We start from the raw sequence: 26,104 nt of genomic DNA, 5'->3' as shown, positions 1-26,104 counted from the left end.
TCGAACATGTCGATGAAGGTCTCCGACCACGTCCTCGAGCGCCTGCGCGACTGGGGGGTGGAGTACGTCTTCGCCTACCCCGGCGACGGCATCAACGGGCTGCTCGCGGCCTGGGGCCGCGCCGACGACAACCCCCGGTTCATCCAGGCCCGTCATGAGGAGATGGCCGCCTTCGAGGCCGTCGGCTACGCCAAGTTCTCCGGCAGGGTCGGCGTCTGCGCCGCCACCTCCGGCCCCGGCGCCATCCACCTCCTCAACGGCCTGTACGACGCCAAACTCGACCACGTTCCGGTCGTCGCGATCGTGGGGCAGACCAACCGCAGCGCCATGGGCGGCTCCTACCAGCAGGAAGTCGACCTGCTCAGCCTCTACAAGGACGTCGCCTCCGACTTCGTCGAGATGGTCACCGTCCCCGAACAGCTGCCCAACGTGATCGACCGGGCGATGCGCACCGCCATGGCCCGCCGCTCGGTGACGGCCGTCATCATCCCCGCCGACGTGCAGGAACTCGACTACTCGCCGCCCGAGCACGCCTTCAAGATGGTGCCCTCCAGCCTCGGCATGTCGCACTACGCGCTGGTGCCCACCGACGACGACCTCACCCGCGCCGCCGAGGTGCTCAACGCGGGGGAGAAGGTCGCCGTCCTGATCGGGCAGGGCGCCCGCGGGGCCCGGCAGGAGGTCATGGCGGTCGCCGACCGGCTCGGCGCCGGTGTCGCCAAGGCGCTGCTGGGCAAGGACGCCCTGGACGACGACCTGCCGTACGTCACCGGCTCCATCGGCCTGCTGGGCACCCGGCCGTCGTACGAGCTGATGATGGGCTGCGACACCCTGCTCGTGATCGGCTCGTCCTTCCCGTACACGCAGTTCCTGCCGGAGTTCGGGCAGGCGCGGGCCGTGCAGATCGACATCGACCCGCACATGGTCGGTATGCGCTACCCGTTCGAGGTGAACCTCGTCGGCGACGCCCGCGAGACCCTGACCCGGCTGCTGCCGCTGCTGAAGGGGGACAAGGACAAGAGCTGGCGCAAGAAGGTCGAGCAGGACACCGCCCGCTGGTGGGAGGTCATGCAGCGGCGCGCCGCCGTCGACGCCGACCCGATCAACCCCGAGTACGTCGCGCACGCCCTGAACGACCTGCTTCCCGACAACGTCATCCTCGCCTCCGACTCCGGCTCGGCCGCCAACTGGTACGCCCGCCACCTGAAGCTGCGCGGCGCCATGCGCGGCTCCCTGTCCGGCACGCTGGCCACCATGGGCCCCGGAGTGCCGTACGTCATCGGCGCCAAGTTCGCGCACGGCGACCGCCCGGCGATCGCCCTGGTCGGCGACGGGGCGATGCAGATGAACGGCATGGCCGAGCTCATCACCATCGCCAAGTACTGGCAGGAGTGGAGCGACCCGCGCCTGATCGTGGCCGTCCTGAACAACCAGGACCTCAACCAGGTCACCTGGGAGATGCGCGCCATGGCCGGCGCTCCGCAGTTCCTGCCCTCCCAGTCCATCCCGGACGTCGCCTACGCCGACTTCGCCCGCCTGATCGGCCTGAACGGCATGCGGATCGAGAAGCCGGGCGACGTGCGGGGCGCCTGGGAGGCCGCGCTCGGCTCCGACAGGCCCTGCGTGCTCGACTTCGTCACCGACCCGGCCGTGCCGCCCATCCCGCCGCACGCCAGCCTCGACCAGATCGAGGCCGCCGCGACCGCCGTCCTCAAGGGCGACAGCGACCGCGCCGCCATGGTCCGCCAGGGCTTCAAGGCCAAGGTGCAGGAGTTCCTGCCCGGTGGCCGGCACCGCGAGGACCGGTCCGGCACGGAGGGCGGCAAGTGAGCGACACCCCGGTCGTGGAACGGGTGGACACCGCCGTGTCCACCGTTCCCACCGGCGCTCCCGAAGCGGACGGCACCCTCGGCCGGGACAGCACCACGCCGGCCCTGGCCGCCGTCCGCTGCGGGGACGTCACCGCCCTCGGCCACGCCTACGCGCCCCCCGCCACGGCCCGCGTCGTCGACATCGCCCTGTGGGACCTCCTGTGGGGCCTCGAGGACCGCCTGCCCGACCTGCCGCCGGTGCGCCTGCTCGGCACCGAGCGCGCACAGACCTACCGCGTGGCCTGACGGAAGGAGAGCGGCAGGCATGAACACCACCTCTTCCTTCCCGCCGCACGCACTGCACGACTACGCGCTGCTGGCCGACGGGGAGCGCGGCGCGCTGATCGGACCGGACGGCGCCGTCGACTGGCTGTGCGCCCCCACCTGGCACGACGACGCCGTCTTCGCCTCCCTCATCGGCGGCGGAGGCGTCTACGCGATCACCCCGCGCGGCCGCTGGGTCCCCGGCGGCTACTACGAGGAGGGCACCCTGATCTGGCGCAGCCGCTGGATCACCACCGACGGCGTCATCGAGTGCCGCGAGACCCTCGCCTTCCCCGGCGAGGCCGGCCGCCTGGTCCTGCTGCGCCGGCTGACCGCCGTCGACGGCACCGCCCACGTGCGCGTGGTCCTGGACGCGTGCGCCGACTACGGCCGCGCCCCGCGGACCTCCCCGCACCGCGACGACGACGGCGTGTGGCACCTGAACACCGGCCGCCACCGCCTGCGCTGGCAGGGCGCCGCATCGGCCGCCGCCCGCGCCGAGGGCCTGACCGCCGACCTCGTCCTCGGACCCGGCGAACGCCACGACCTGGTCCTGGAGTGCTCCGACTCCCCGCTGCCGCACACCCTTCCCCGGGCCGACCGGGCCTGGGCCGCCACCGAACAGGCCTGGCGGCGGAGCGTGCCCTCGCTGGAGCAGACCATCGCCCCGCGCGACGCCCGGCGCGCCTACGCCACCCTGCGCGGGCTGACCACCCACGGCGGCGGCATGGTCGCCGCGGCCACCACCAGCCTGCCCGAACGCGCCGAGACCGGCCGCAACTACGACTACCGGTACGTGTGGATCCGCGACCAGAGCTACGCCGGGCAGGCCGCGGCCGCCGTGAACGCCCCCGAACTCCTGGACGCCGCCGTCCGTTTCGTCGGCGAACGGCTGCTCGCCGACGGCACCCGCCTCGCCCCCGCCTACACCGTGCACGGCAAACCCGTCCCCGATCAGCGGGAACTCGATCTGCCCGGCTACCCCGGCGGCTCCAGCCGGATCGGCAACCACGTGGAGAAGCAGTTCCAGCTGGACTGCTTCGGCGAGGCACTGCTGCTGTTCGCCGCCGCCGAACGCCAAGGCCGGCTGGACGCCGACGCCTGGAGGGCCGCCGAGCTCGCGGTCGGGGCGATCGGCGAGCGGTGGCGGGAACCCGACGCCGGCATCTGGGAGCTGGACCCCCGCCCGTGGACGCACAGCCGGCTCAGCTGCGTCGCCGGACTGCGCGCCCTGGCCGGCGCCGCACCCGGCCGGCCGCTCGCCGACACCTGCGCGCGCCTCGCCGACACCGTGCTCGCCGCGGTCTCGGCCACCAGCGTGCACCCCGACGGGTACTGGCAGCGCACCCCGGACGAGCCCGCCGTCGACGCGGCCCTGCTGCTGCCCGCTCTGCGCGGCGCCCTGCCCGCCGACGACCCGCGTACCCGCGCCACCCTCGCCGCCTGCCGCGAGCAACTGACCCAGGACCACTTCATCTACCGCTTCCGCCACGACGACCGGCCCCTCGAGGAAGCCGAGGGCGCGTTCGTGCTGTGCGGGTTCCTCGTGGCCCTGGCCGAGCACGAGCAGGGCCACGAGGTCGAGGCGCACCGCTGGTTCGAACGCAACCGCGGCGCCTGCGGCGCGTCGGGACTGTACGCGGAGGAGTTCGACATCGCCCAGCGCCAGCTGCGCGGCAACCTCCCGCAGGCCTTCGTCCACGCCCTGCTGCTGGAGACCGCCGCCCGCCTGGCCGAGGACCCCGAGCCGCACGGCGCGCACCATCGAGCAAGGAGGAGCTGACCCATGCCCCAGACCGTCGTCATCACCGGAGCCAGCGCCGGCATCGGCCGCGCCACCGCCCGCCTGTACGGCAAGCGTGGCGCCAACGTCGTCCTGATCGCCCGAGGGCAGGCCGGTCTGGACGCCGCCGCCAGGGAGGTCGAGGAACTCGGCGGCAAGGCGCTGGTGCGGACCGCCGACACCGCCGGCGCCGAGCAGGTCGAAGAGGCCGCCACGGCCGCCGAGCAGACCTTCGGCCCCATCGACGTATGGATCAACTGCGCGTTCACCAGCGTCTTCGCGCCCTTCGACGAGATCACCGCCGAGGAGTACGAGCGGGTGACCAAGGTGACCTACCTCGGCTTCGTCAACGGCACCCGCAGCGCGCTGAAGCGGATGCTGCCGCGCGACCGCGGCACGATCGTCCAGGTCGGCTCGGCGCTGGGGGAGCGGGCCATCCCGCTGCAGTCGGCGTACTGCGGAGCCAAGCACGCCATCAACGGCTTCACCTCCTCCCTGCGCACCGAACTGCTGCACCGCGGCAGCAACGTCCGGGTGACGGTCGCCCAGATGCCGGCCGTCAACACCCCGCAGTTCTCCTGGGTACGGTCCCGGCTGCCCAAGCACCCGCAGCCCGTCCCGCCGATCTACCAGCCGGAGGTCGCCGCCCGGGGCGTGGTGCACGCCGCCGACCACCCCGGCCGCAAGCAGTACTACATCGGCGCCACCACCCTGGCGACCGTCTGGGCCAACCGCCTGGCCCCGGCCCTGCTCGACCGCTACCTGGCCCGCACCGGCTTCGACTCCCAGCAGACCGACCAGTGGCCCCCGAGCGGCCAGAGCAACCTCTACGAGCCCGTGGACCGCGTGGAGGGCAGCGACCACGGCGCCCACGGCGTCTTCGACGACTCCGCGCACAGCCGGTCCTTCGAGGCCGCCCTGGCCCGCCATCCCGCGCTCGTCGCCTCCGGGCTCGCCCTCGGCGCCGCCGCGGCGGCGGGAGCGGTCGTGCGGCGCGGCCTGGCGAACGGCTCCTGACCATCCGGGCGCCTCCGCCCGGCCGGGCGGAGCGGCGGAAGGGGGACACCGTGACTCCGTACGAGTCCGCGTACCAGGCACTCGACCGCGAGGCCGAGGAACTGAGCGTCGCCGTGATGGCGGCCTCCCGGCTGTTCGTGGCGATCTCCGCCCGCGCGCTCGCCTCCACCGCCGACTCGCTCACCCTGCCCCAGCTGCGGGCCCTGGTCGTACTGGACACCCGCGGACCGGTCAAGCTGGTCGTCCTTGCCGCCACGCTCGGGGTCAACCCGTCCACCGCGCTGCGCATGGTGGGCCGGCTCGAAGGGCTCGGCCTGGCCGACCGCAGGGCCAACCCCGCCAACCGGCGCGAGGTCGCCCTCAGCCTCACGCCCGCCGGCCACGAACTGGTCACCCGGGTGCTCGCGCACCGCCGCGCGGAGATCCGCAAACTGGTCCAGCGCCTGCCGGCCGAGGAACGCGCGGCACTCGTACCCGCCCTGCACGCCCTGACCACGGCGGCCGGCGAAATGGCGGTCGACCCCTACGACACCACCCGCATCGTCCACGGCATCACCGACACCTCCCTCGACCCGGTCCCGCCGACAGAGCCGTAGCCCGGCCGGGGGTGGTGTCACAGACGGTGGTCGAGCAGGACTTCCCGGACGACGCGCCGGGCGGCGCGGGCCATGTGCGGATTGCCCTCGCGGTAGTACGACAGCCCCAGCAGCGCCACCGACAGCGCCCGGGCCGCGTCGTCCGCGTCCAGCACGGCCAGGGGCTTAGAGCCCTGAACAAAATGGGCGCCCGGCTCGCGACGCCTGGCACGCACTCCCCCGAGCTCTTCGAGCAGGGGGGACCGCCATCGAGGACCTTCCGGCGCCTTGCGATCGCACGCACCAGACGCCGCGAGCCGATCGGACTCCCGTTTTGTTCGGGGCTCTTACTGCGGTACGAGGGCGGCCCGCCCGCGGGGTCGATTGAGGCATCGGACTCCGGCTCGCCCGGATGCAGGATGTCGGCGCACATGAGCGGCCATCGAACGGAACGGCCCCGGGCACGTCAACTCATTTCACACGGAGGGCGATCCCTCACCCGCTCACCAGCACCACCTCCAGGGTGCGCGGCCCGTGCACCCCCTCCACCCGGTCCAGTTCGATGTCGCTGGTCGCGGAGGGGCCGGAGATCCAGGTGAGCGGGCGGCCCGGGGCGAGGCGTTCGAGAGCCTGGGGAATGGAGGAGACGACCTGTTCGGGGACGCGTACGACGCAGATGTGGTGGTCGGGGATCAGGGAGATGCGGCGGCGGCCCTGGTCGGGGGAGCCGTCGAGGACGATCGTGCCGGTCTCGGCGACGGCGAGCGCGCAGCCGGTGACCACGCTGTCGACGCGGTCCAGCTCGTGGGGCGTGCTGTCCGGCAGGTCCGCGACCCGCTTCATGTCCGTGTCCGCCAGCCAGCCCTCGTCCAGGCCGGGCGGTACCAGCACGGACTTCGAGCCGCGCTCGCCGAGCAGGTGGGCGATCAGCCCGGGCAGTTCCCCGGCGTCGCAGCGGTGCACCACCGCTCGGTAGTCCACCAGGTTCCCGGCCAGCAGATCCACCGTCTCCTCGGCACTCCGCTCGCCGTGCTGCCGTAGGTAGTCCCGGCAAACCGCCTGCGCGTAGGGAGCGTCGTCCTGCGGTACGTCCGCCAGCGCGCGCCGCACCCGGCCCAGGATCCGGTCCCTGCTGCTCACTTGGCGCCCTCCTTGCCGCCGTGCGTCCGCTGCCACCAGTCGCGGAAGGGCTCCGCGGGCACCGTCGGCAGATCGCGGGTGCCGGTCCATGCCCGGCCGGGACCGGGCAGCGAGCGCGGATGGAAGCGGCGGGTGCGGGAGGCCAGCCGCTGACCGCCGCCCAGGGCGCCCGGGTGCGTGAACGCCCAGCGGGCCGCCCGCATCGCCGCGCGCTCGGCGGCGTGGCCCTTCGCCGGCTTGAGCACCACCTTGTTGCCGCCCCGCGTCACCGGGCCGCCCTCGACGACCCGTTCCCGCAGGTGCACCAGCACCTCGGGGATGTCGATGGCGACCGGGCAGACCTCGTAGCAGGCGCCGCACAGCGAGGACGCGTACGGCAGCGAGGCGTCGATCTCGCTCGCCGTACCGCGCAGTTGGGGACTGAGGATCGCGCCGATCGGCCCCGGGTAGACCGAGCCGTACGCGTGCCCGCCGGCCCGCTCGTAGACCGGGCAGACGTTCAGGCACGCCGAGCAGCGGATGCAGCGCAGGGCCTGACGGCCCACCTCGTCGGCGAGCGTGTCGGTGCGGCCGTTGTCCAGCAGGACCAGGTGGAAGGTGCTCGGGCCGTCCTCGTCGGTCGTGCCGGTCCACATGGACGTGTACGGGTTCATCCGCTCGGCTGTGGAGGAGCGGGGGAGCGTCTGGAGGAAGACCTCCAGGTCCCGCCAGGTCGGCACGACCTTCTCGATGCCCACGACCGAGATCAGCGTCTCGGGCAGGGTCAGGCACATCCGCCCGTTGCCCTCGGACTCCACGACCACCAGGGTGCCGGTCTCGGCCACGACGAAGTTGGCGCCGGAGATGCCGACCCTGGCGCGCAGGAACTTCTCCCGCAGGTGCAGCCGGGCCGCCTCCGCCAGTTCGGCGGGCGCGTCCGTCAGCCCCTCGGGGGCCGGGCGGCCCCACTGGCTCATCTCGGAGCGGAAGATGTCCCGGATCTCGCCGCGGTTGCGGTGGATCGCGGGGACGAGGATGTGCGAGGGCCGGTCCTTGCCCAACTGCACGATCAGCTCGGCGAGATCGGTCTCGTAGGCCCGGATGCCCTCCGCCTCCAGGGCCTCGTTGAGCCCGATCTCCTGCGTGGCCATCGACTTGACCTTGACGACCTCGCTCTCCCCGGTCGCCTTGACCAGGCCGGCCACGATCCGGTTGGCCTCCTCCGCGTCGACCGCCCAGTGCACGGTGCCGCCGGCCGCCGTGACCGCCTCCTCCACCTGCTCCAGATAGCGGTCGAGATGACGCAGTGTGTGGTCCTTGATCTGCTTGCCCGCCTCACGCAGCGCCGCCCAGTCGGAGACCTCCGCCACCGCCCTGGCCCGCTTGGCGCGGATGGTGTGCGTGGCGTGGCGCAGGTTGCCGCGCAGGGTGCGATTCCGTACGGCCTCGTGCGCGGCCTCCGGGAAGGACGGGAACGCCGGGTGGGAGGGCGGGGGAAACTCAGGCATGCCCAGATACGTCGTGCTCATGCCGTCGGCTCCTCCTCCGTGCTCGCCAGGATCTCCGCGATGTGCACCGGCCGCATGTCCGTGCCCAGCCGGGCCATGGTCCCGCCGATTTGCATCAGACACGAGTTGTCGCCCGCGCACAGCACCTGGGCGCCGGTCGACTCGGCGTTGCGCACCTTGTCGGCGCCCATCGCCGCCGAGACATCGGAGTTCTTCACCGCGAACGTGCCGCCGAACCCGCAGCACTCCTCGGCGCCGGGCAGCTCGACCAGCTCCAGTCCCTTCACCGCCCGCAGCAGTCGCAGGGGCCGGTCCCCGAGACCGAGGCCGCGCAGCCCGTGGCAGGTCGGGTGGTACGTCACCCGGTGCGGGTAGTACGCCCCCACGTCCGTCACCCCCAGCACGTCGACCAGGAACTCCGTCAGCTCGTACGTCTTCGGCACCACGGGCGCCAGCACCCGCTCCAGCGTGTCCCCGCGCCCCTCGGCCCGCGCCCGCGCGCCCATGCGTGGATACAGCTCCCGCACCATCGCCCCGCACGACCCGGACGGCGTCACGATCGCCTCGTAGTCCCGGAAGACATCGGAGAAACGCCGGGCCAGCGGCTCGGCCTCATGCCGGTACCCGGTGTTGTAGTGCGCCTGCCCGCAACATGTCTGGGCCATCGGGAAGTCCACCTCCACGCCCAGCCTGGTCAGCAGTTTCACCACGGCGCGCCCGGTGTCCGGATAGAGCGTGTCGTTGACGCAGGTCAGGAACAGGGCGACACGCATCGCGGCTCCTTGTGGTCGGTCAGCGGACGGGTGAAGCCTAGCCAGGCGGGCGATTCCACCGGGCTCACGGCGCGGCGTGGCAACGTTTGGCGACCTCCATGATTCCGCGACTCGGAGGACGGACGAACATGTGGTCAACTACCCGTTACTGAAGTGACGGGCTTGCACAACGTCGCGTCACTGGGTGTGGCGCTGCGTCTGCGTCCAGCCCCGCCCCGGCGCGTGTGCTCCGGTGGTGGGGCAGGGGCCGTTGACGCGGCCCCGCGTCGCCACAACTCCCACGCGCGGGCGCGGATGTTGCGGGAGCCGTTCCGGTCCGCGTGATCAACGAATCCGCAGGACCGGCACGCGAACCGGGCCTGACTCACCCGGTTCGCCCTGTCGAGGTGCCCGCACTGGGCGCAGGTGCGGGAGGTGTACGCCGGATCGACGTACACCACCGGCACCCCCGCCTTGCGGGCCTTGTATGCGATGAACTGCCCGAGCTGGTGGAACGCCCAGGAGTGCAGGGTGGCCCGTTGGGGCTTGCGGAGCCGTACCCGCTCGCGGATGCCCGTCAGATCCTCCAGGGCGATCCCGCGACCGGTGCGTTCTGCCTCGGCCACCACACGTTTCGCGATCTTGTGGTTGATGTCCCTCGCCCGCCGCGCCTCCTTGCGCCGCCGCTTCTTCAGGCGCCGTTTGGCGGACGGGGTGTCCTTCTGCTGCAGCTTGGTGCGCAGCCTGCGCTCCCGGACCCGGATGCGGTTCAGCCCCCGGCCGGCCATGATCTCGCCGTCGGAGGTGGTGGCGATGTTGACGATGCCCAGGTCGACGCCGAGGAAGTCCACCGGGTCGGTGTTCGGCGGCTGCTCGGGGACCTCGCAGGTGGCGTTCAGGAACCACATGCCGTCCCGGCACACCAGGTCCGACTCACCCCTGCGGTACCGGGCCAGGGTGGCCAGCTGCTCGGGGGAGGCGGTGAACGCCACCTCCTTCGCCCGCCCGGCGGTCCTCCAGATCGAGATCCGGCGCTCGGGGATCTGCCAGGACAGCATCCGGTCGTCGTAGGGCTGCGCGCCCTCCGCCCGGAAGGCGATCGGCTTGCCGACGGCCCTGCGGTGACGCTTCGAGCCCGGCCGGCCCAGCCTCCCGGCCTTCAGATTCGCCCGCAGCACCGCGTACGCGTCGCAGGTCTTCTTGATCACATGCTGGGCGGCCTGCGCGCCCAGCCCCCAGCGGGCCTTGATCTCACGGTAGGTGTGCTTGCGCAGCGCGAAGTTGGTCTTCGCATCCTTTTCGAAGGCGATGCCGCTCGCCCAGGTCGCCGCCTCGTTGCAGGCGCGCAGGGTCGCCTCCAGCGCCACCGCCTGCACGGACGTCGGCAGCAGCCTCACCTGCACCACCAGCTTCACACCCGCGACGCTACCCGGCCCTGCCAGCTCTCCGCATTCGAACACGGAATACTCCACTCCCAACGGCCGGGTTCTTCTACTGCTGCGGAGTCAGCACGCCATGGAAACGGCCCGCATGAGCAGCGCCCGGCTCCGCCGGACAACGACACCAGGCCGCTCCGCGGCCGAATTCTTGCCAGGACACCACGGCGCTTCGCGCCGCAAGCGCAAAGATGCGATTCCTTCCGGGCGTGAACGCCTGGGGTTCTTCGCAAGATCATGCTGAACTGGGACGCGGCCGTAAACCATCCGTCCCGGGAGAACCGTTGACCCTCAGCTACCGCCAGCCCGGCGTCGTCCTCACCGACCGCTCCTTCACCGTGCCGCTCGACCACGACGACCCGGCCGGGGAGACGATCGAGCTCTACGCCCGTGAGGTCGTCGCGAGCGACAAGGCCGAGAAGGACCTGCCCTGGCTGGTCTATCTCCAGGGTGGCCCCGGCTTCGGGGCGAACCGTTTCGTCGGCAGGCAGGCCTGGCTCGGCCGGGCCCTGCAGGACCACCGGGTCCTGCTCCTCGACCAGCGCGGCACCGGCCATTCCACGCCGGCCAACCGCCAGACCCTCCCGCTGCGCGGCGGCCCGGCCGAGCAGGCCGACTACCTCACCCACTTCCGCGCCGACTCGATCGTCCGCGACTGCGAGGCGATCCGCCCCGAGGTGACCGGCGGCGCTCCCTGGACCGTCCTCGGGCAGAGCTTCGGCGGCTTCTGCACGGTGCACTACCTCTCCGCGCATCCCGAGGGCCTGGCCGCCGCCCTGATCACCGGCGGCCTGCCCTCCCTCGACGCCCACGCCGACGACGTCTACCGGGCCGCCTACCCGCGCATCGAGCGCAAGGTCGCCGCCCACTACGCCCGTTATCCGCAGGACGTCGACCGCGCCCGCCGTATCGCCGACCACCTCCTCACCCACGACGTGGTCCTTCCGAACGGCTACCGTCTGACCGTCGAGGCATTCCAGTCCCTCGGCCTCATGCTCGGCAGCGGCGACGGCAGCCACCGCCTCCACTACCTCCTCGAACACGCCTTCGTGCGCACCCCGCGGGGGCCGGAGCTGTCCGACGCGTTCCAGGAGCAGGTCCAGGGCCTGCTGTCGTACGCCGGCCACCCGCTGTACGCCCTCGTCCACGAGGCGATCTACGGCCAGGACGCCCGGCCCACCGCCTGGTCGGCCGAGCGGGTCCGCGCGGAGTTCCCGCAGTTCGACGCGGCCAAGGCGCTCGCGGGCGACGGTCCGGTGCTGTTCACCGGCGAGTCCGTGCACCCCTGGATGTTCGACTGCGACCCGGCGCTTCGCCCACTGCGCGAGACCGCCGACCTGCTCGCCTCCCGCACCGACTGGAAGCCCCTGTACGACCCCGCCCGCCTCGCCGCCAACGAGGTCCCGGTCGCCGCGACCGTCTACCACGACGACATGTACGTCGACACCGACCACGCCCTCGACACCGCCCGCGCGATCCGCGGCCTGCGCACCTGGGTCACCGACGAGTTCGAGCACGACGGCGTACGGGCCGGAGGCCCCCGCGTCCTGGACCGGCTGCTCGCACTCGTCCGGGACGAGGCCTGACCGCCGGCGGCGCGCGCCGGCCAGGGCCTGTCCGGCGGATCAAGTCGCAGGAAATCGACGGCCGGCTGTCGGCCCGGGTGAGCGGGGGCGATGGGGGTCCCCCTGCTCGAAGAGCTTGGGGGAGTGCCAGACCCCCCGTCTGCGGCAGGATCCGCCGGACAGGCCCTAGTCTGCCGCGCATGACGCAGCCGAGGAGCAGCCCTTTTCAGCCCATGCCCGACGACTGGCGGCGCGCCCTCGCCGTGGTGGCGCACCCGGACGACCTGGAGTACGGGTGCGCGGCGGCGATCGCCGCCTGGACCGACGACGGCCGTGAGGTCGCCTACGTCCTCGCGACCCGCGGCGAGGCGGGCATCGACGCGCTCGAGCCGGACAAGTGCGGTCCGCTGCGGGAGCGTGAGCAGCGGGCGAGCGCGGCCGTCGTCGGCGTGTCGACGGTGGAGTTCCTCGACCACAGGGACGGCGTGATCGAGTACGGCACCGCCCTGCGCCGCGACATCGCCGCCGCGGTACGCCGCCACCGCCCCGAACTCGTGATCACCCTCAACCACCGCGACACCTGGGGCGGCGTCGCCTGGAACACCCCGGACCACGTGGCCGTCGGCCGCGCCACCCTGGACGCGGCGGGGGACGCCGGCAACCGCTGGATCTTCCCCGAGCTGGCCGAACAGGGCCTCGAGCCCTGGAACGGCGTCCGCTGGGTCGCCGTGGCCGGCTCCGCCACGCCCACCCACGCCGTGGACGCCGGCCCGGGCCTGGACCGCGCGGTGCGCTCGCTCCTGGAACACCGCACCTACATCGCGGCGTTGACCGACGAGGACCCTGAATCGTACGCCCGCGACTTCCTGACCTCGACCGCCATGGCGGCGGGCGAACGGTTCGGCGGAAAACCGGCGGTGGCGTTCGAATTGTTCGGCCGGTGAGGCACACGGGCGCCTAGAGTGATCGCGACCGACGGCGGACGGTGAACGGGGGCGGGAACGGACATGGCCGGCACGGGTGACGAGGACCTCCTGGCACGGCGCTTCGAGGAGCACCGCGGGCAGCTGCGGGCGGTGGCCTACCGCATGCTCGGCTCGCTGCCCGAGGCCGAGGACGCCGTCCAGGAGACCTGGCTGAAGCTCACCCGCACGGACGCGGACGCCATCGAGAACCTGGGTGCCTGGCTCACCACCGTGATCGGTCGGGTCTGCCTCGACCTGCTCCGCGCCCGCAACGCGCGCCGCGAGGAACCCATGGACGGCACCGACGACACCTTCGTCCCCGACCCGGTGATCCGGCCCCTGCCGCGGACCGACCCCGAGCAGGAGGCGCTCCAGGCCGACTCGGTCGGGCTCGCGCTGCTCGTCGTCCTGGAAACCCTCCAGCCCGACGAGCGGCTGGCGTTCGTGCTGCACGACCTGTTCGCGGTGCCCTTCGACGACATCGCGCCGATCGTGGAGCGCGGCACCGCGGCGACCCGGCAGCTCGCCAGCCGCGCCCGCCGCCGGGTGCAGGGCGCCACCCCGCCCTCCGAAGCCGACCTCGGACGCCAGAAGCAGGTCCTCGACGCCTTCCTCGCCGCCTCGCGCGCCGGCGACTTCGAGGCCCTGGTCGCCGTCCTCCACCCCGACGTGGTGCTCCGCGTCGACTCCGGCGCCCTGGTCCGCGGCGCCGCCGCCTCGAAGGTGGTCCACGGAGCCAGGACGGTGGCAGCCGGGGCCCTCACCTTCGCCCAGTACGCCAAGACCACCCGTCTGGTCCTGGTCAACGGCACGATCGGCGTGGCCAACGCCCCCGAGGGACGGCCGCTGTCGGTCATGGGCGTCACCATCACCGACGACCGGATCACCCACATGTACATCCTGGCCGACCCGGCCCGCCTGGCCCGGCTGGACCTTCTCGCGCCGGGAGCCTGAGCGACGGCGAACCGACAAAACCAGTTGCTCCACGGGGCCGTCGCCGACAGGGTGGGCGGCATGGCCGACTTCTCCGCCCACGACGGAACCCGCCTCGCGTACCACGTGAGCGGAGACGGCCCACCGGTGATCTGCCTGCCCGGCGGGCCGATGAGGGCCTCGGCCTACCTCGGTGACCTCGGTGGCCTGTCCGCGCACCGGCGGCTGGTGCTCCCGGATCTGCGGGGGACGGGACAGTCGGCCGTTCCGCGGGACCCCGCCACCTACCGCTGCGACCGGCTCGTCGACGACGTCGAGGCACTCCGCGAACATCTGGGCCTGGATCGCGTCGACCTGCTCGCCCACTGCGCCGGCGCGAATCTGGCGGCGCTGTACACGGCCCGCCATCCCGAACGCGTCGGCAGGCTCGCGCTGATCACGCCGAGTGTGCTGGCCGTCGGCATCGAGGTGCCCGGGGAGATGCGGCGCGCGACGGCACGGCTCCGCAAGGGCGAGCCGTGGTTCCCGGCGGCGTACGCGGCTTTGGAAGAGATCACGGCGGGCCGCGTCACGGACGCCCACGGGGAGGCCGTCGCCCCGCTGCGCCACGGCCGCTGGGACGACACGGCCCGGGCCTTCGACGCCGCCGATGCCGGGCAGAGGAACAGCGAGGCGTCGGCCGTGTACGCCGGCGACGGCGCCTTCGACCCGGATGCCACCCGGGCGGCGCTCGCCCGGTTCACCTCGTCCGTGCTCGTACTCGCCGGCGAGGTCGACCTGAACTCCCCGCCACCCGCGATGACCGAGTACGCCGGGCTGTTCCCGCACGCCGAACTGGTCGTCCAGCCCGGCGCCGGACACCAGCCCTGGCTGGACGACCCTGGCCGGTTCGTGGCGGCCACCGCCGCGTTCTTGCGGTGATCCGGCCGTCCTGGGCATGCGCCGCGGGTCAGTAGGGTGGACGCCATGCCAGACCAGACTGTTGACCGGCGGAGTCGGCCCGAGCTGCGCGGTGACTGTGCGCGGTGTTTCGGGCTGTGCTGTGTCGCGCTGCCCTTCGCCGCCTCCGCCGACTTCGCGCTCGACAAGCCCGCCGGGAAGCCCTGTCCGAATCTTCGGGGGGACCACCGGTGCGGGATTCACGCGCGGCTCAGGGAGACGGGGTTCACCGGGTGCACGGTCTACGACTGCTTCGGGGCCGGGCAGAAGGTCTCACAGGTCACCTTTGGCGGGTGGGACTGGCGTACGGGCTCCGGGGAGGACGCCCGGCGGATGTTCGAGGTGTTTCCGGTCGTGCGGCAGCTGCATGAGTTGCTGTGGTACCTGACCGAGGCGCTGACGCTGGATGCCGCACGGCCGGTGCACGGTGAGCTGCGCCGGGCGCTGGAGCGGGTCGAGCGGCTCACCCTCCTGGCGCCCGAGGAGTTGGCCGCGCTCGATGTCGGGGCGCACCGGCAGGAGGTCAATGTGCTTCTGCTGCGCAGCAGTGAGCTGGTACGGGCCGGGGTGCGGGGCGGCAAGGGCAGGAAGAAGGACCGGCGGGGCGCCGACCTCGTCGGGGCCCGGTTGAAGGGAGCCGATCTGCGGGGGGCCAGTCTGCGCGGCGCCTGTCTGATCGCGGCCGACCTCACCGGTGCCGATCTGCGCCAGGCGGATCTGATCGGTGCCGATCTGCGGGACGCGGACCTCACGGACGCCGATCTGACCGGTGCGTTCTTCCTGACCCAGCCGCAGCTGGACGCGGCCCGGGGGAACGCCGGCACCCGGTTGCCGGGATCGGTCTCCCGTCCCGCGCACTGGGCGGCCCGGGGCTGACACGCGTACCTGTGCCCGCGTCTGTGCCCGCGCGCCCTACAGCGGCAGCGCACAGACGGCGACGGGTGAGGCGTACGGCTCACCCGTCGGACGCAGCGCACCGCTGGCGCGGTCGACGCGGAAGACGCTGACCGTGCCCGACTTCTGGTTCGCGGCGAACAGCAGCCCGCCGTCCGGCGAGAAGGCGATCTGCCGCGGGAAGTCGCCCGCGACCGGCGTCGTGCCCAGGAGCCTGAGCCGGGCCCCGTCCGCCTCCACGGCATAGCGCGCGAGGCTGTTGTGACCGCGGTTGGCGAGGTAGGCGAACCGCCCGTCGGCGGTGACCAGGATCTGCGCCGGGTAGTTGGTGCCCTCGCCCGCCCCCGTGGACCGCGGCTCGCCGATGGTGAGGCGGCCGGTGGGAGGGTCGTAGGCGCAGACGGCGACCGTGTCGCCGACCTCGTTGGCGAGATAGGCGTACCGGCCGCCCGGGTGGAACGTCAGGTGGCGCGGTCCGGCGCCCGGCCGGGTGTGCGCCCGGGACACCTCGGTGAGCCGGCCCGTGCGGGTGTCCAGGCGGTAGGTGTAGACCGTGTCGGTGCCGAGGTCCACCGCGAGGACGTGGCCGCCGTCCGGGCTGGTGATGACCTGGTGGGCGTGGGGTCCCTGTTGGCCCGGTCCGGGCGGCGGACCGGAGTGCGTCACCAGGCCGGTGCGCTCGCCGAGCGCTCCCGAGCCGTCGATCGGGTGCACGGCCACGCTGCCGGAGGCGTAGTTCGCGCTGAGCAGCCAGCGCCCCGTCGGGTGCACGGAGAGGTGGCAGGGTCCCGCCCCGCCGGTGCTCCGCGTGCCCAGTACCTTCCGGTCGGCGAGCCGTACGGCGGTCACCCCGCCGTCCTGGCCCTCGTCGACCGCGTACAGCGTGCGGCCGTCCGGATGCACGGTGAGGTACGACGGGTCGGCGACGCCGGTGAGGGTGCCCCGGCCGGTGACGGCGCCCGTCGCCGGGTCGTACACCGCCAGGCCGATGCCGGTCCCGCCGCCCTCGGCGGAGGTGTAGGTGCCGAGGTAGAGCGGCCGGGGGCCGGACGGCTTCCCCGTGGCCTCCGGGGTGGCCGGTGCGGCCGCCGGCGCGGAACCGGACCGGGGACCGGACGGGGCCGGTGAGCACGCCGGGACCGCCGCCACCGCGGCGGCTGTCGTCACGGTCCCCACGAACCGGCGCCTGCTCCATCTGTCGTACGACACTTCCGCCCCACTGACCATGCCCGCACTGTACGGCCCCCTCACGAAGAACGGCGCACCGCGTCCTCGTGGTTGCGCCGCAGCTTCATCGGCACCCCCAGCCGGTCCGCGAGCCGGGCCAGACGCCAGTGGCGTTCACGCTGCTCCCGGGTGTGCCGGTCCAGCTCCTCCAGAAGACGGTGTGAGCGGTGCTCGGTGTCCATCTCGTCGAGGATGCGGTTGACCTCGGACAGCAGCGCACCGCGCAGCTGCCACTGGCTCGGGTCCCGCTGCACCTCCTCCAGCAGCAGTTGCGCCAGTTTGTCGCGGGTGGCCGTGGCCTGCCGCAGCTCGGTGGCGAGCCGGGACTCGGCCGACTCGGCGCTCACGCTGATGTCCGTGGTGACCAGCACCGCGAAGCTGACCACCGCATCGGCGATCTGGCACAGCATCTCCTGCACCAGGGCGCCCGTCTGCGGCGAGAACAGCGGCTCGGGATCCCGCTGCTTGGTCAGATCGGTGAAGGTGCGCGCGAGCACCCGTAGGACGACCGTGCAGATCTCCAGCGTGTCCAGCCCGGTGCGCAGCACCACCCGGTTCAGCAGGCCCTCGCGCACCCGCGGGTTGAGCTTGAGACTGTCCTCGGCCTGCCGGAGGGCCGCGTCCACGGCGGTGATGTCGTGGTCCAGGCGGCGCGCCTCGTGCAGCCGCGCGGTCGCGCGCTCGACCGGCGTGGGGCCGGCCGCCTCCTCGCCCATCCGCAGCATCAACTGCCGCACCTGGCGCGCCAGACCCTCGATCGACTCGCCCGCCTGTTCGGTCCACACCGGGGGAGCGAGCAGCAGATTGCAGAACAGACCGACCACCGCGCCGATCAGCGTCTCCACGATCCGTGCCCAGGCTGTGCTGCCGACGGTGGTGACACCGAGGACCAGCATGGCGCTGATCGCCACTTCCACCACGAACTCGTCCACCCGCACCAGGTGCCCGACGCCCAGCCCGGCCAGGATCACCAGGGCCAGGCTCCACCAGGTGAGCCCCACCAGCAGCGAGAAGGTGGTGGCGACGAGCACGCCGGCGACCACGGCGTTCACCCGGCGGATGCTGGTCTTCAGCGTCGCGAAGAGGGTGACCTGGACGACGAGCAGGGCCGTCAGGGGAGCGGTCAGCGGCACAGGCTCCGGACTCAGCCACTTCGCGATCACATAGGCGATCGTCGCCGCGACCGTCGACCGCAGCGCCTGGACGACCACGGGGTCCCGGTGCCGCTTCACCGTCCGCGCGAGGAACGACGGCCACTCACGTACGTCTTGCATTCCTTGCGCTGTTCCCCGTTCGCCGACGAGTCGAACCTGGTCACGCGCGTGGTCATGCGCTCGGGGTCAGGTGTACAGCTTGTCCAGGAAGGTCGCCAGATTGTCCGTGGTGCGGGCGATCTGCTCCTCCAGGGTGAGGCTCTCCTCGAAGCGGACCCCGGACACGGGGACCTTCTTGCCGCGTACGTAGAGCGAGCAGGCGAGGTCCGTGCACATGTACAAGCCGACCGAGTTGCCCTCGCGGCCCGCCGCTCCCGCCTTCCGGGCGGTCATCAGCGAGACTCCGCCGCCGGGGTGGGTGGTCAGGCACAGCGAGCACAGGCTGCGGTGCAGGAAGCCGCGCTGCGAGGAGGGGAAGCGCAGGGCGACACCCACCAGGCGGCCCTCCCGCTCGGTGACCAGATAGCTGCGGTCGGGCGCCCCCGGGTCGCGCCAGCCCAGGAAGTCCAGGTCGTCCCAGGGGCGTTCGTCGAGGTCCCGGGGGACGGACAGGCGCTTGGCCTCACCCTTGGAGCAGTTGACGAAGGAGTTGCGGATGTCCTGCTCGGTGAGTGTTCTCATGGGGAGCTCCTGAGGGCGGCGAGAGAAGTTGCCTAAGGGGATTAGTTTTCCGGCTAGGGTAGGCAGGATCCGCGAGGGGGGTCCAATGGATTTCGGGGGTGTGCGTGCGCCGCGGGCGCGAGCGACGCTGAGCCTGTGGCGGCGCGGTGCTGGGGCCCGGCGGTCGATCCGGAGCTCCGGATCACTCTGAACTTCCCTCCCGGTCGGCTCTCCGGCGGTGCGCCGGGGGAGGGCCACGAGCGCCGCGTGCGCGAGCGTGTCGGCCCGGAACCCGCCGCTGTCCCGGACGAGATCGCCGAACTCGCGATCACCCCTTAAATTATCGTCTGGACTAAGAGCCCGGAGAAGTGCGCGCCCAGGCGGCTCGCGGCGGTATGTTGCAGCTCGGGCACGGGTTCGGGAGGGAGCCGCATGGCGGGGCGGAACGGGCGCACGGTACGCGATCTCAGGCGGGGCAACCGTACGGCCGTGCTGCAACGGCTCTACTTCGACGGTCCCCTCAGCCGCTTCGCGCTCGGCCCGGCCACCGGCCTGAGCTCCGGCTCGGTCAGCAACGTCGTCGCCGACCTGATCGCCGACGGCCTCGTCGAGGAGGCCGGCAGCGTCGACTCCGACGGCGGCCGGCCGCGCACCCTGCTGCGCGTCGCACCCGGCAGCGGCCACATGATCGGCGTGGACGTCGGCGAGACCCGGGTCCGCGTCGAGCTGTTCGACCTCACCCTCACCGAACTCGCCCGCACCGAGCGCCCGCTGGCGGCACAGGACTACGACGTCGACGTGATCACCGGGCACATCCGGGACGGGATCGCCCAGGTGCTGACCGCGGCCGGCCCGGCCCCGGAGCGGCTGCTCGGCGTCGGGATCGGCGTGCCCGGCATCGTCGAGCACACCCCCGACCAGGGCGCCGTGGTGCACGGGCAGACCATCGGCTGGGACGCGGTGCCCCTGGAGTCCCTGCTCCGCGCCGGCTCCCGGCTCCCGGACAGCGTCCCGTACTTCATCGACAACGGCGCCAAGACGCTCGGCCAGGCCGAGATGTGGTTCGGCGCCGGGCGCGGTGCCGGCAACGCGATCGTGGTGCTCTTCGGCTCCGGCGTCGGCGCCTGCCTGGTCACCCCCGAGGTGGAGCGGGGCCGGGCCGTCGAGTGGGGACATCTCACGGTACGGGTACGGGGGCGCCGCTGCCGCTGCGGTGCCCTCGGCTGCCTGGAGGCGTACGCCGGCGCGGAGTCGCTGCTGGCCCGCTGGCGCGAGGAGGGCGGGCGCCCCCCGCGGGGCACCGACGAGGAGACCGCGCTGACCGCGATGCTGGCCGCCGCCTACCCGCCCGAGGGCACCGACGCCGACCCGGTCGCGCTCGCCGTCCTGGAGGAGACCGCCGAGTACCTGGGCGCCGGCCTGTCCGACCTGATCAATCTCTTCCAGCCCGAGCGCATCCTCATCGGCGGCTGGGCCGGCCTCCAGCTCGGCTCCCGCTTCCTGCCCGCCGTACGCCGCCACGCGACCGCCTACGCCCTGCGCCACCCAGCCGAGAAGGTGACCATCGACCTGGGCCGGCTCGGCCCGGACGCGGTCACCGTCGGCGCCGCGATCCTCCCGCTCGCCGACTTCTTCACCCGCGGCGGCCGCCGCGCGGACCCGGCACCGCGGACAGAGCCTCCCGCCTGGCAGGCGGCCCTGGAGGAACGCGGGCCCCGGGCGTATTGACCCACGGGAGCGCCGGGCGTTGGATCATGGGGCGGCAGCTCCCGCCGCGGTGTTCGAAGGGTAGGCAAGGGGTGTTCCATGGCTCATGACATCGTCGGTGTCCGCGCGCAGTTTCCCGCGCTGAAGTCCGGCTGGGCCCAGTTCGACGGGCCCGGCGGAAGCCAGACGCCGCAGCCCGTCATCGACGCCGTCGCCGATGCGCTGGCCGGTCCGCTGTCCAACCGGGGGTTCGGCACACTGGGCGAGCGCAACGCCGAGGCCTGCGTCGGCGCCGCCCGCGAGGCCATGGCGGACCTGCTGGGCGCCGAGCCGTCCGGGGTCGTCTTCGGCCGCAGCGCGACCCAGTTGACGTACGACTTCTCCCGCGCGCTGGCCAAGGCGTGGTCGCCGGGCGACGAGGTGGTCGTGACCCGGCTCGACCACGACGCCAACATCCGGCCCTGGGTCCAGGCCGCCGAAGCCGTGGGAGCGGTCGTCCGCCGGGCCGACTTCGACCCGGCGACCGGCGAGCTGACCCCGGAGCACATCGAGGCCCAGCTGTCCGACCGCACCCGGCTGGTGGCGGTCACCGCCGCCTCCAACCTGATCGGCACCCGCCCGGACGTACCCGCGATCGCCGCCCTGGCCCACGAGCGCGGCGCCCTGCTGTACGTCGACGGCGTGCACTACACCGCCCACGCCGCGGTCGACCTCGCGGGCCTGGGCGCGGACTTCTTCACCTGCTCCCCGTACAAGTTCCTCGGCCCCCACCTCGGCGTCCTGGCGAGCCGCCCGGACCTCCTCGCCACCCTGCGCCCGGACAAGCTGCTGCCCTCGCCCGACACGGTCCCCGAGCGGTTCGAACTCGGCACCCTGCCCTACGAGCTGCTGGCCGGCACCCGGGCCGCCGTGGACTTCCTCGCCGGGATGGACCCGCGGGCGCACGGCACCCGCCGGGAACGGCTCATCGCCTCCCTCGGCTCGCTCGAGCACCACGAGGACGCCCTGCGCCGCCGTATCGAGGAGGGCCTGTCCCGCCTCCCGGAGATCACCGTGCACTCGCGCGCCGCCGAGCGCACCCCGACCCTGTTGCTGACCATCGAGGGCCGCAGCACCGTCGACGCCCACCGCCACCTGGCCGAGCGCGCGGTCGCGGCGCCCTCCGGCGCGTTCTACGCGCTGGAGGCCTCCCGTCGGCTCGGTCTCGGCGACACCGGCGGGCTGCGCGTCGGGCTGGCGCCCTACACGGACGAGGAGGACGTCGACCGGCTCCTGGAGGGGCTGGCGGACTTCCTGCGGACGGCGCCGTAGATCCGGGCGGGCCGTACCGGACCCGGCGGCGGGGCGTCAGGGCTTGAGGGCCACGCCGCCGTGGATGTCCGTGGGCTCGGTCGTGGTGCCGGGCTCCGGACGCCACAGCGGGCAGGAGACGATGCCGGGCTCGAGCAGCTCCAGACCCTCGTGGTGGGCGGCGAGCTGCTCCGGGCTGCGCGGCACGTACGGGATGGCGCCGGTGTCGTCGTAGCCCTGCTGGGCCTCCTCGAGCGCCTGGTCGCTGTCGGTGCTGTCGTAGTGCACGAAGCAGCTGCCGGAGGGCAGGGCCGCCTGGAGGCGGCGGACGATCGACTTCGCCTCCTCGTGGTCCTGGATGTGACCTCGACGGCCGCCGCAGCGTCCTCGAAGGACACCCCGGCCTGTTCCCGCAGGTGCCGCAGACCCTCGACGAGCGGCGTCAGGACGTCGGCCGCGGCCCGCCGGAGGAGCAGATGCGGGCGCTGCGTCCGCACGGCCGACCCACCCGCGCCCGCCGTACACCGTCAGGTTTCGCAGGTCACCGGCAAGGTACTCGCGCGTCGCCCGACGATGCCGAGGGAGAAGGGAGTACGCCGTGACCGATCACCGAGGTGAAGCGCCCGGTGAGAACGGCGCGCCCGTTCCCCGGGACCTGCCGGACCAGCAGGCCCACACCGGTGAGGACCCCTGGGAGGTCGCCCCGGTGCCGGAGCGGGCCGAGTCCGGCGTGACCGACGAGGACGAGGGTGCCGCCGGCACCGACGTCCCCGACACCGACGAGGCGGGCACCGGACGGCAGGGCGTCCCGCACCCGGGCACCGAGCCGTCCGAACGCGAGCCGTCCGAAAACCCCGTGCCGGACGAACCCTCCGGCTGACGGCCGCCCGGCGGGCGCACCGGGCCGACCGGGGCCTGTCCGACCATTCGCGTCGGACCAGCCCGCGGCGACGGGGACGCCCCCTGCTCGTCAAGAGCTCGGGGGAGCCGTGCGTCGCAAGGCGGAGGACCACCCTCGTACCGGATGTACGTGGGCGTGCCCGACAACGCGGCGAGGTGCGGTGCCAAACGCCGCGGGTCCGGCGGGAATCGGCGGACCCGCCCTACGGCTGACCGGACGGTGGCCGAGGGCCTGGCGCCGCTCAGCCGACCTTGCGACCCCGCATCGGCTCGGTGTCCGCGCCCTCGCCCTTCTGCACTCCCTGCAGGAACTCCTGCAGGACCTCGGTCGCCGTGCGCTCCGGGCGCCAGCCCAGTTCGGTGTGGGCCCGGGTGCAGTCCATCAGGGGCAGGCGCAGCACCGCGTCGAAGAGGTGCGGGGACGCGGGGAGCAGATGCAGTCCCCAGGCGGCGGCGATCGCCGAGCGCGCGGCGGTGCGCGGCAGCCGCACGGGCCGGGAGCCGAGCAGTTCGCCCAGCACCTGGGCGTCCAGCGGCGGCTCGGCAGCGAGGTTGAACGGCCCCCGCACCTCGTGGCGCAGCGCCAGTTGGTAGGCGCGGGCGGCGTCGTCGGTGTGCAGGGCCTGCACCCGCAGGCCGGGCACGTCCGGCAGGAACGGCAGCAGCTCGGGCCGGGCCAGCTGACCCGGCAGGAACCGCCCGCCGAAGATACGGCGCTGCTCGCTCGCCGACTCCCGCTTGAACAGGAAGGCCGGGCGCATACGGACCACCCGCACGTCGGGGTGGTCCCGCTCGAAGGTGTCCAGGGCCCGCTCCAGATACGCCTTCTCCCGGCAGTACGCGGCGTCCGGCCAGCCGTGGGTCGGCCACGACTCGTCCACCGCGCGGTCCTTCGGCCCCGGCGAGTACGCGCCGACCGAGGAGGCGTGCACCAGAACCGGCACCCGTGCGGCGGACACCGCCTCGAAGACCCGGATGCTGCCGAGCACGTTGGTCCGCCAGGTGGCCGCCGGATCGTGCGTCGGCTGGAAAGCCCAGGCCAGATGGATCACGGCGTCGGCGCCCGCGAACTCCCCGGCCAGACCGGACTGTTCGGATGACACGTCGACCGCCGACCACTCGGTCTTCGGCGGCGACCACTGCGGAATGCGGCGGGCCAGACCCCGCACCGACCCGATCTCCGGGTCCTCGGAGAGAACGCGGACGACACTCGTGCCGACATTGCCGGTGGCGCCCGTGACGACGACCCTGCTGCCCGAAGCGCTGCTCACCTTCGGCTCCTCTCGGGGGCGGCTGACAGTGCGGCCACCGAGTACCCGGTCCCGGCCGACCGACGCGAGCGGCGGACCAGGGCGGCAGATGGAAAGCCCCGACCGCGACGGGGGAATCGCGGCCGGGGCGGCTCAGGTGTGGGTACGCATGGCGGTCGCCTCTCGGCGAAAGGCTCCACAGGGCTTCAGCCGAACGATCGTCCCTGTGGGCGATAGGTGAGGCCCGGGGACACTGTCCCATCCGCAACCACGTCTGGTTCAACGGGGAACCACCGTCCGGTGTTCCGCCGTAGATCCCGTTCTGGGGTGATCCGCGTCACTGGCGTACGGCGCTGGGCGCGACCTCCGCCCACACGTTCTCCGCCTGCAGCAGCAGGGAGCCGAGAACCGTCGTCCGGATCGCCTCCCGCCCCGCCTGCTCGCGCAGCGCCTCCTGCATACGGTCGTGCAGTTCCTCCATCCTGACCACTGCTTCGCGGTCCGGGGGCTGTACGGCCTCCGTGTGGTGCAGACGGTCGGCCTCCGCCCGGCACCGGTCCGCGATCAGGTCCAGCAACCGGGCGTAGGTCCGCAGGATCCGGCTGTCCGGCGGCCCCGGCATGCGGTCCTCGTCGGTGGCGACCGCGAGCGTCCGGGTGAGCGCCCTGATGTGACCGGTGATCCGGCTCCAGCGCTCGTCCTCGTTCTCGGACGGCACGCCCGGGGGCACCCGCCGCAGGGTCCGCAGCGCGCCTTTGGGCATGCGCAGGCTCTCCCGGCTCCAGCCCCGGGCCGCCTGCAGGCTTCCCAGGCGCCGCTCCAGCCGGTCCGAGCCGCGGGACCAGTCGGCCGCCGCCCCCGGGTCCCAGTCGTCCCGGTCCAGGCCGGCGGCGATCTCGTGCAGCACGTCCGCCGTCTCCCGGGCGAGCGCGGCGAGGTTCTCCCGTACGTCCCGCAGATGGACCGGCGGCAGGATCAGCGCGTTCACGGCGACCCCGATCGCCGCGCCGAGCGCCGCCTGCCCCAGGCGGTGGCCGACCGCGGCGCCGCCGACGCTGCCCGTGGCGAGGGTGAACAGGGCCGTGGTGGCGCCGTACACCCCCTGGTCGCCGAAACGGGGCCAGTTCGCCAGCAGCATCAGGACGGGTACGCACAGCGCGAGCGCCGCCGTGATGTCGTCGGTGATCGCCTGTGCGGCAGAGGCGAGCAGCGCTCCCGCGCAGATCGCGGTGAACTGCTGCACCGCCTGCATGAGCGAGCTGTAGACCGTCGCCTGCACCAGGACCACCGCCACCCACGGCGCCATCAGGGCCATGGGATCGCCCAGCCATTCGCCCGCCACGAGCCAGGCGAGCAGCGCCGCCGCCGCTGCCTTCAGCGACTGCACCACCAGGTCCCGCTCCCGGCCCGGCCCCCGGCAGGCCGCCCGGACCGCCCGGCCGACCGAACGTGCCTCCTCGCGCACCACCCCGGCCTGCCGGGCGGCGAGCGAGCGTGCGAGGGTGCGTACGTCCTCTCCCTGATCCTGGATCCCATGTGCCATGCAGGGTGGGTATCCAGAGATCACGCCGCCCCACGCGGCACATGCCGGAATCGCCCGTCCCCGTCCAGGCCGGCGGGCCGTCCGGTGCTCAGGCCAGCGGGCTGTCCGCCAGGGACGCCAGCAGGTGCGCGGGATCGTCGTAGACCGCCTTCGCCCCGGCCTGCTCCAGGTCGGCGCGCGGGATGCCGCCGCACAGGACGGCCACACAGTGCACCCCGGCCCTGCTGCCGGCCCGCATGTCCCAGACGGTGTCGCCCACGAACACCGCCCGCTCGGCGGGCACTCCGACCAGTTCCAGGGCGTGCTCGACCGGTTCGGGCGCGGGCTTGCCCTCCTCCACGTCGTCGGAACTGGCCGTGGCGGCGATGGCGTCGTCCGCGTCGATGGCGCGGCGCAGCGCGCTCAGTTCCGGGCCGCTCGCCGAGGTGGCCAGGACCACCGTCCAGTCGTCCTCGTGCAGACGCCGCAGCAGACGCCCGGCGTCCTCGAGGGGCGGCAGCCGGTCGAAGTACTGGGCGTACAGCGCGGTGTGGGCGGCGCTGAGCCGGCCGTCCTGCTCCTTGTCGCGCTCCTCGCCGAGCAGGTGGGCGATCAGATCGGCGGAGCCGAGCCCCACCGAGCGGTGGATGGCGTGCATGGGCACCCGGTGGCCCGCCTGCCGGAAGGCCTCCCACCAGGTGGTGACGTGGAGGTGGTTGGTGTCGACGAGCGTTCCGTCGACGTCGAACACGGCGGCACGGTCCATCCGGGGG

Annotated in this window: 24 protein-coding genes and 1 pseudogene; 13 read left to right on the top strand and 12 right to left on the bottom strand. The window is 73.1% G+C overall.

Annotated elements, in window-relative coordinates; genetic code table 11:
* Positions 1-6 precede the first annotated feature (6 nt).
* The 5 genes from ACX25U_RS01855 (at position 7) to ACX25U_RS01835 (ending at position 5,531) form a co-directional block, all read left to right on the top strand.
* Positions 7-1,830, top strand: a complete 1,824-nt coding sequence (locus ACX25U_RS01855) for a thiamine pyrophosphate-requiring protein (RefSeq protein ID WP_454388441.1) — start codon at positions 7-9, stop codon at positions 1,828-1,830.
* Positions 1,827-2,117 (top strand): hypothetical protein, encoded by a 291-nt coding sequence (locus ACX25U_RS01850; protein WP_454388439.1) that lies wholly within the window; start codon positions 1,827-1,829, stop codon positions 2,115-2,117. Before ACX25U_RS01855 ends, ACX25U_RS01850 begins: the two co-directional genes overlap by 4 nt.
* 19 nt (positions 2,118-2,136) lie before the next feature.
* Positions 2,137-3,918 carry a glycoside hydrolase family 15 protein gene (locus tag ACX25U_RS01845; protein WP_454388437.1) on the top strand — a complete coding sequence of 594 codons (1,782 nt, stop codon included), beginning with the start codon at positions 2,137-2,139 and terminating at the stop codon, positions 3,916-3,918.
* A 3-nt stretch (positions 3,919-3,921) separates the two neighbouring features.
* A complete protein-coding gene (locus tag ACX25U_RS01840; RefSeq protein WP_454388435.1) occupies positions 3,922-4,935 on the top strand; it encodes an SDR family oxidoreductase in 1,014 nt (337 codons plus the stop codon).
* Between the two features lie 116 nt (positions 4,936-5,051).
* Positions 5,052-5,531, top strand: coding sequence for a MarR family winged helix-turn-helix transcriptional regulator (locus tag ACX25U_RS01835; protein ID WP_454394766.1), 480 nt, complete (start codon positions 5,052-5,054; stop codon positions 5,529-5,531).
* A gap of 17 nt (positions 5,532-5,548) precedes the next feature.
* Here ACX25U_RS01835 and ACX25U_RS01830 read toward each other — a convergent pair whose 3' ends face one another.
* The 5 genes from ACX25U_RS01830 to ACX25U_RS01810 all read right to left on the bottom strand — a co-directional run bounded on the left by ACX25U_RS01830 (position 5,549) and on the right by ACX25U_RS01810 (position 10,304).
* The gene (locus ACX25U_RS01830) at positions 5,549-5,686 is read right to left on the bottom strand and encodes a hypothetical protein (RefSeq protein WP_454388434.1); all 138 of its coding nucleotides are present in this window, start codon (positions 5,684-5,686) and stop codon (positions 5,549-5,551) included.
* 319 nt (positions 5,687-6,005) lie between these two features.
* Entirely contained in the window at positions 6,006-6,650 is a 645-nt protein-coding gene (locus tag ACX25U_RS01825) for a LutC/YkgG family protein (protein WP_454388432.1), read from the bottom strand.
* On the bottom strand, positions 6,647-8,158 hold the full coding sequence (locus ACX25U_RS01820) for a LutB/LldF family L-lactate oxidation iron-sulfur protein (RefSeq protein WP_454388430.1): 1,512 nt from the start codon (positions 8,156-8,158) through the stop codon (positions 6,647-6,649). The genes ACX25U_RS01825 and ACX25U_RS01820 overlap by 4 nt, the downstream gene beginning before the upstream one ends.
* Complete coding sequence (locus ACX25U_RS01815; protein WP_454388428.1) at positions 8,155-8,910, bottom strand: (Fe-S)-binding protein; 756 nt, start codon at positions 8,908-8,910, stop codon at positions 8,155-8,157. Before ACX25U_RS01815 ends, ACX25U_RS01820 begins: the two co-directional genes overlap by 4 nt.
* A 134-nt stretch (positions 8,911-9,044) precedes the next feature.
* On the bottom strand, positions 9,045-10,304 hold the full coding sequence (locus ACX25U_RS01810; protein WP_454388426.1) for an RNA-guided endonuclease InsQ/TnpB family protein: 1,260 nt from the start codon (positions 10,302-10,304) through the stop codon (positions 9,045-9,047).
* 305 nt (positions 10,305-10,609) lie between these two features.
* Here ACX25U_RS01810 and ACX25U_RS01805 point away from each other — a divergent pair, with 305 nt between their 5' ends.
* From ACX25U_RS01805 to ACX25U_RS01785, 5 genes are all read left to right on the top strand, one after another.
* Positions 10,610-11,911 carry an alpha/beta fold hydrolase gene (locus ACX25U_RS01805; RefSeq protein WP_454388425.1) on the top strand — a complete coding sequence of 434 codons (1,302 nt, stop codon included), beginning with the start codon at positions 10,610-10,612 and terminating at the stop codon, positions 11,909-11,911.
* A 179-nt stretch (positions 11,912-12,090) separates the two neighbouring features.
* Positions 12,091-12,834 (top strand): PIG-L deacetylase family protein, encoded by a 744-nt coding sequence (locus ACX25U_RS01800; protein WP_454388423.1) that lies wholly within the window; start codon positions 12,091-12,093, stop codon positions 12,832-12,834.
* A gap of 63 nt (positions 12,835-12,897) precedes the next feature.
* Entirely contained in the window at positions 12,898-13,809 is a 912-nt protein-coding gene (locus ACX25U_RS01795; protein ID WP_454388421.1) for a sigma-70 family RNA polymerase sigma factor, read from the top strand.
* A 60-nt stretch (positions 13,810-13,869) separates the two neighbouring features.
* The gene (locus ACX25U_RS01790) at positions 13,870-14,709 is read left to right on the top strand and encodes an alpha/beta fold hydrolase (RefSeq protein ID WP_454388420.1); all 840 of its coding nucleotides are present in this window, start codon (positions 13,870-13,872) and stop codon (positions 14,707-14,709) included.
* 45 nt (positions 14,710-14,754) lie between these two features.
* Complete coding sequence (locus ACX25U_RS01785; protein ID WP_454388418.1) at positions 14,755-15,603, top strand: pentapeptide repeat-containing protein; 849 nt, start codon at positions 14,755-14,757, stop codon at positions 15,601-15,603.
* A gap of 36 nt (positions 15,604-15,639) precedes the next feature.
* Here the strand turns inward: ACX25U_RS01785 and ACX25U_RS01780 are convergent, their stop codons facing one another.
* From ACX25U_RS01780 to ACX25U_RS01770, 3 genes are all read right to left on the bottom strand, one after another.
* A complete protein-coding gene (locus tag ACX25U_RS01780) occupies positions 15,640-16,848 on the bottom strand; it encodes a lactonase family protein (RefSeq protein ID WP_454388416.1) in 1,209 nt (402 codons plus the stop codon).
* 20 nt (positions 16,849-16,868) lie between these two features.
* Positions 16,869-18,122, bottom strand: coding sequence for an FUSC family protein (locus tag ACX25U_RS01775; protein WP_454388414.1), 1,254 nt, complete (start codon positions 18,120-18,122; stop codon positions 16,869-16,871).
* A 66-nt stretch (positions 18,123-18,188) separates the two neighbouring features.
* A complete protein-coding gene (locus ACX25U_RS01770) occupies positions 18,189-18,683 on the bottom strand; it encodes an FBP domain-containing protein (protein ID WP_454388412.1) in 495 nt (164 codons plus the stop codon).
* Between the two features lie 411 nt (positions 18,684-19,094).
* Here ACX25U_RS01770 and ACX25U_RS01765 point away from each other — a divergent pair, with 411 nt between their 5' ends.
* The gene (locus tag ACX25U_RS01765; protein ID WP_454388411.1) at positions 19,095-20,390 is read left to right on the top strand and encodes an ROK family protein; all 1,296 of its coding nucleotides are present in this window, start codon (positions 19,095-19,097) and stop codon (positions 20,388-20,390) included.
* A gap of 78 nt (positions 20,391-20,468) precedes the next feature.
* The gene (locus tag ACX25U_RS01760) at positions 20,469-21,680 is read left to right on the top strand and encodes a cysteine desulfurase-like protein (protein ID WP_454388409.1); all 1,212 of its coding nucleotides are present in this window, start codon (positions 20,469-20,471) and stop codon (positions 21,678-21,680) included.
* A 36-nt stretch (positions 21,681-21,716) separates the two neighbouring features.
* Here the strand turns inward: ACX25U_RS01760 and ACX25U_RS01755 are convergent.
* Positions 21,717-22,034 (bottom strand): annotated as a pseudogene (locus ACX25U_RS01755) (SAM-dependent methyltransferase); the annotation flags it as partial.
* Positions 22,035-22,257: 223 nt separating this feature from the next.
* On the opposite strand from ACX25U_RS01755, the gene ACX25U_RS01750 reads away from it, so the two are divergent.
* The gene (locus ACX25U_RS01750; RefSeq protein ID WP_454388407.1) at positions 22,258-22,539 is read left to right on the top strand and encodes a hypothetical protein; all 282 of its coding nucleotides are present in this window, start codon (positions 22,258-22,260) and stop codon (positions 22,537-22,539) included.
* A 262-nt stretch (positions 22,540-22,801) separates the two neighbouring features.
* Here ACX25U_RS01750 and ACX25U_RS01745 read toward each other — a convergent pair whose 3' ends face one another.
* The 3 genes from ACX25U_RS01745 to ACX25U_RS01735 form a co-directional block, all read right to left on the bottom strand.
* Positions 22,802-23,830, bottom strand: a complete 1,029-nt coding sequence (locus tag ACX25U_RS01745) for an SDR family oxidoreductase (protein WP_454388405.1) — start codon at positions 23,828-23,830, stop codon at positions 22,802-22,804.
* A gap of 316 nt (positions 23,831-24,146) precedes the next feature.
* Positions 24,147-25,352 carry an FUSC family protein gene (locus tag ACX25U_RS01740; protein ID WP_454388403.1) on the bottom strand — a complete coding sequence of 402 codons (1,206 nt, stop codon included), beginning with the start codon at positions 25,350-25,352 and terminating at the stop codon, positions 24,147-24,149.
* 88 nt (positions 25,353-25,440) lie between these two features.
* Complete coding sequence (locus ACX25U_RS01735) at positions 25,441-26,097, bottom strand: HAD family hydrolase (RefSeq protein ID WP_454388401.1); 657 nt, start codon at positions 26,095-26,097, stop codon at positions 25,441-25,443.
* Positions 26,098-26,104: the final 7 nt, after the last annotated feature.

This window comes from Streptomyces sp. JNUCC 63, assembly GCF_054366325.1.
Note: the sequence above shows the minus strand (reverse complement) of the source record. Positions and strands in the feature narration are given on the sequence as shown.

Coding starts and splice junctions, on each gene's coding strand:
- ACX25U_RS01795 (WP_454388421.1), top strand. CDS start 12,898: ATGGCCGGCACGGGTGACGAGGACCTCCTGGCACGGCGCTTCGAGGAG.
- ACX25U_RS01845 (WP_454388437.1), top strand. CDS start 2,137: ATGAACACCACCTCTTCCTTCCCGCCGCACGCACTGCACGACTACGCG.
- ACX25U_RS01735 (WP_454388401.1), bottom strand. CDS start 26,097: ATGGACCGTGCCGCCGTGTTCGACGTCGACGGAACGCTCGTCGACACC.
- ACX25U_RS01820 (WP_454388430.1), bottom strand. CDS start 8,158: ATGAGCACGACGTATCTGGGCATGCCTGAGTTTCCCCCGCCCTCCCAC.
- ACX25U_RS01785 (WP_454388418.1), top strand. CDS start 14,755: ATGCCAGACCAGACTGTTGACCGGCGGAGTCGGCCCGAGCTGCGCGGT.
- ACX25U_RS01855 (WP_454388441.1), top strand. CDS start 7: ATGTCGATGAAGGTCTCCGACCACGTCCTCGAGCGCCTGCGCGACTGG.
- ACX25U_RS01815 (WP_454388428.1), bottom strand. CDS start 8,910: ATGCGTGTCGCCCTGTTCCTGACCTGCGTCAACGACACGCTCTATCCG.
- ACX25U_RS01740 (WP_454388403.1), bottom strand. CDS start 25,352: ATGGCACATGGGATCCAGGATCAGGGAGAGGACGTACGCACCCTCGCA.
- ACX25U_RS01760 (WP_454388409.1), top strand. CDS start 20,469: ATGGCTCATGACATCGTCGGTGTCCGCGCGCAGTTTCCCGCGCTGAAG.
- ACX25U_RS01790 (WP_454388420.1), top strand. CDS start 13,870: ATGGCCGACTTCTCCGCCCACGACGGAACCCGCCTCGCGTACCACGTG.
- ACX25U_RS01835 (WP_454394766.1), top strand. CDS start 5,052: ATGGCGGCCTCCCGGCTGTTCGTGGCGATCTCCGCCCGCGCGCTCGCC.
- ACX25U_RS01780 (WP_454388416.1), bottom strand. CDS start 16,848: ATGGTCAGTGGGGCGGAAGTGTCGTACGACAGATGGAGCAGGCGCCGG.
- ACX25U_RS01800 (WP_454388423.1), top strand. CDS start 12,091: ATGACGCAGCCGAGGAGCAGCCCTTTTCAGCCCATGCCCGACGACTGG.
- ACX25U_RS01840 (WP_454388435.1), top strand. CDS start 3,922: ATGCCCCAGACCGTCGTCATCACCGGAGCCAGCGCCGGCATCGGCCGC.
- ACX25U_RS01775 (WP_454388414.1), bottom strand. CDS start 18,122: ATGCAAGACGTACGTGAGTGGCCGTCGTTCCTCGCGCGGACGGTGAAG.
- ACX25U_RS01770 (WP_454388412.1), bottom strand. CDS start 18,683: ATGAGAACACTCACCGAGCAGGACATCCGCAACTCCTTCGTCAACTGC.
- ACX25U_RS01765 (WP_454388411.1), top strand. CDS start 19,095: ATGGCGGGGCGGAACGGGCGCACGGTACGCGATCTCAGGCGGGGCAAC.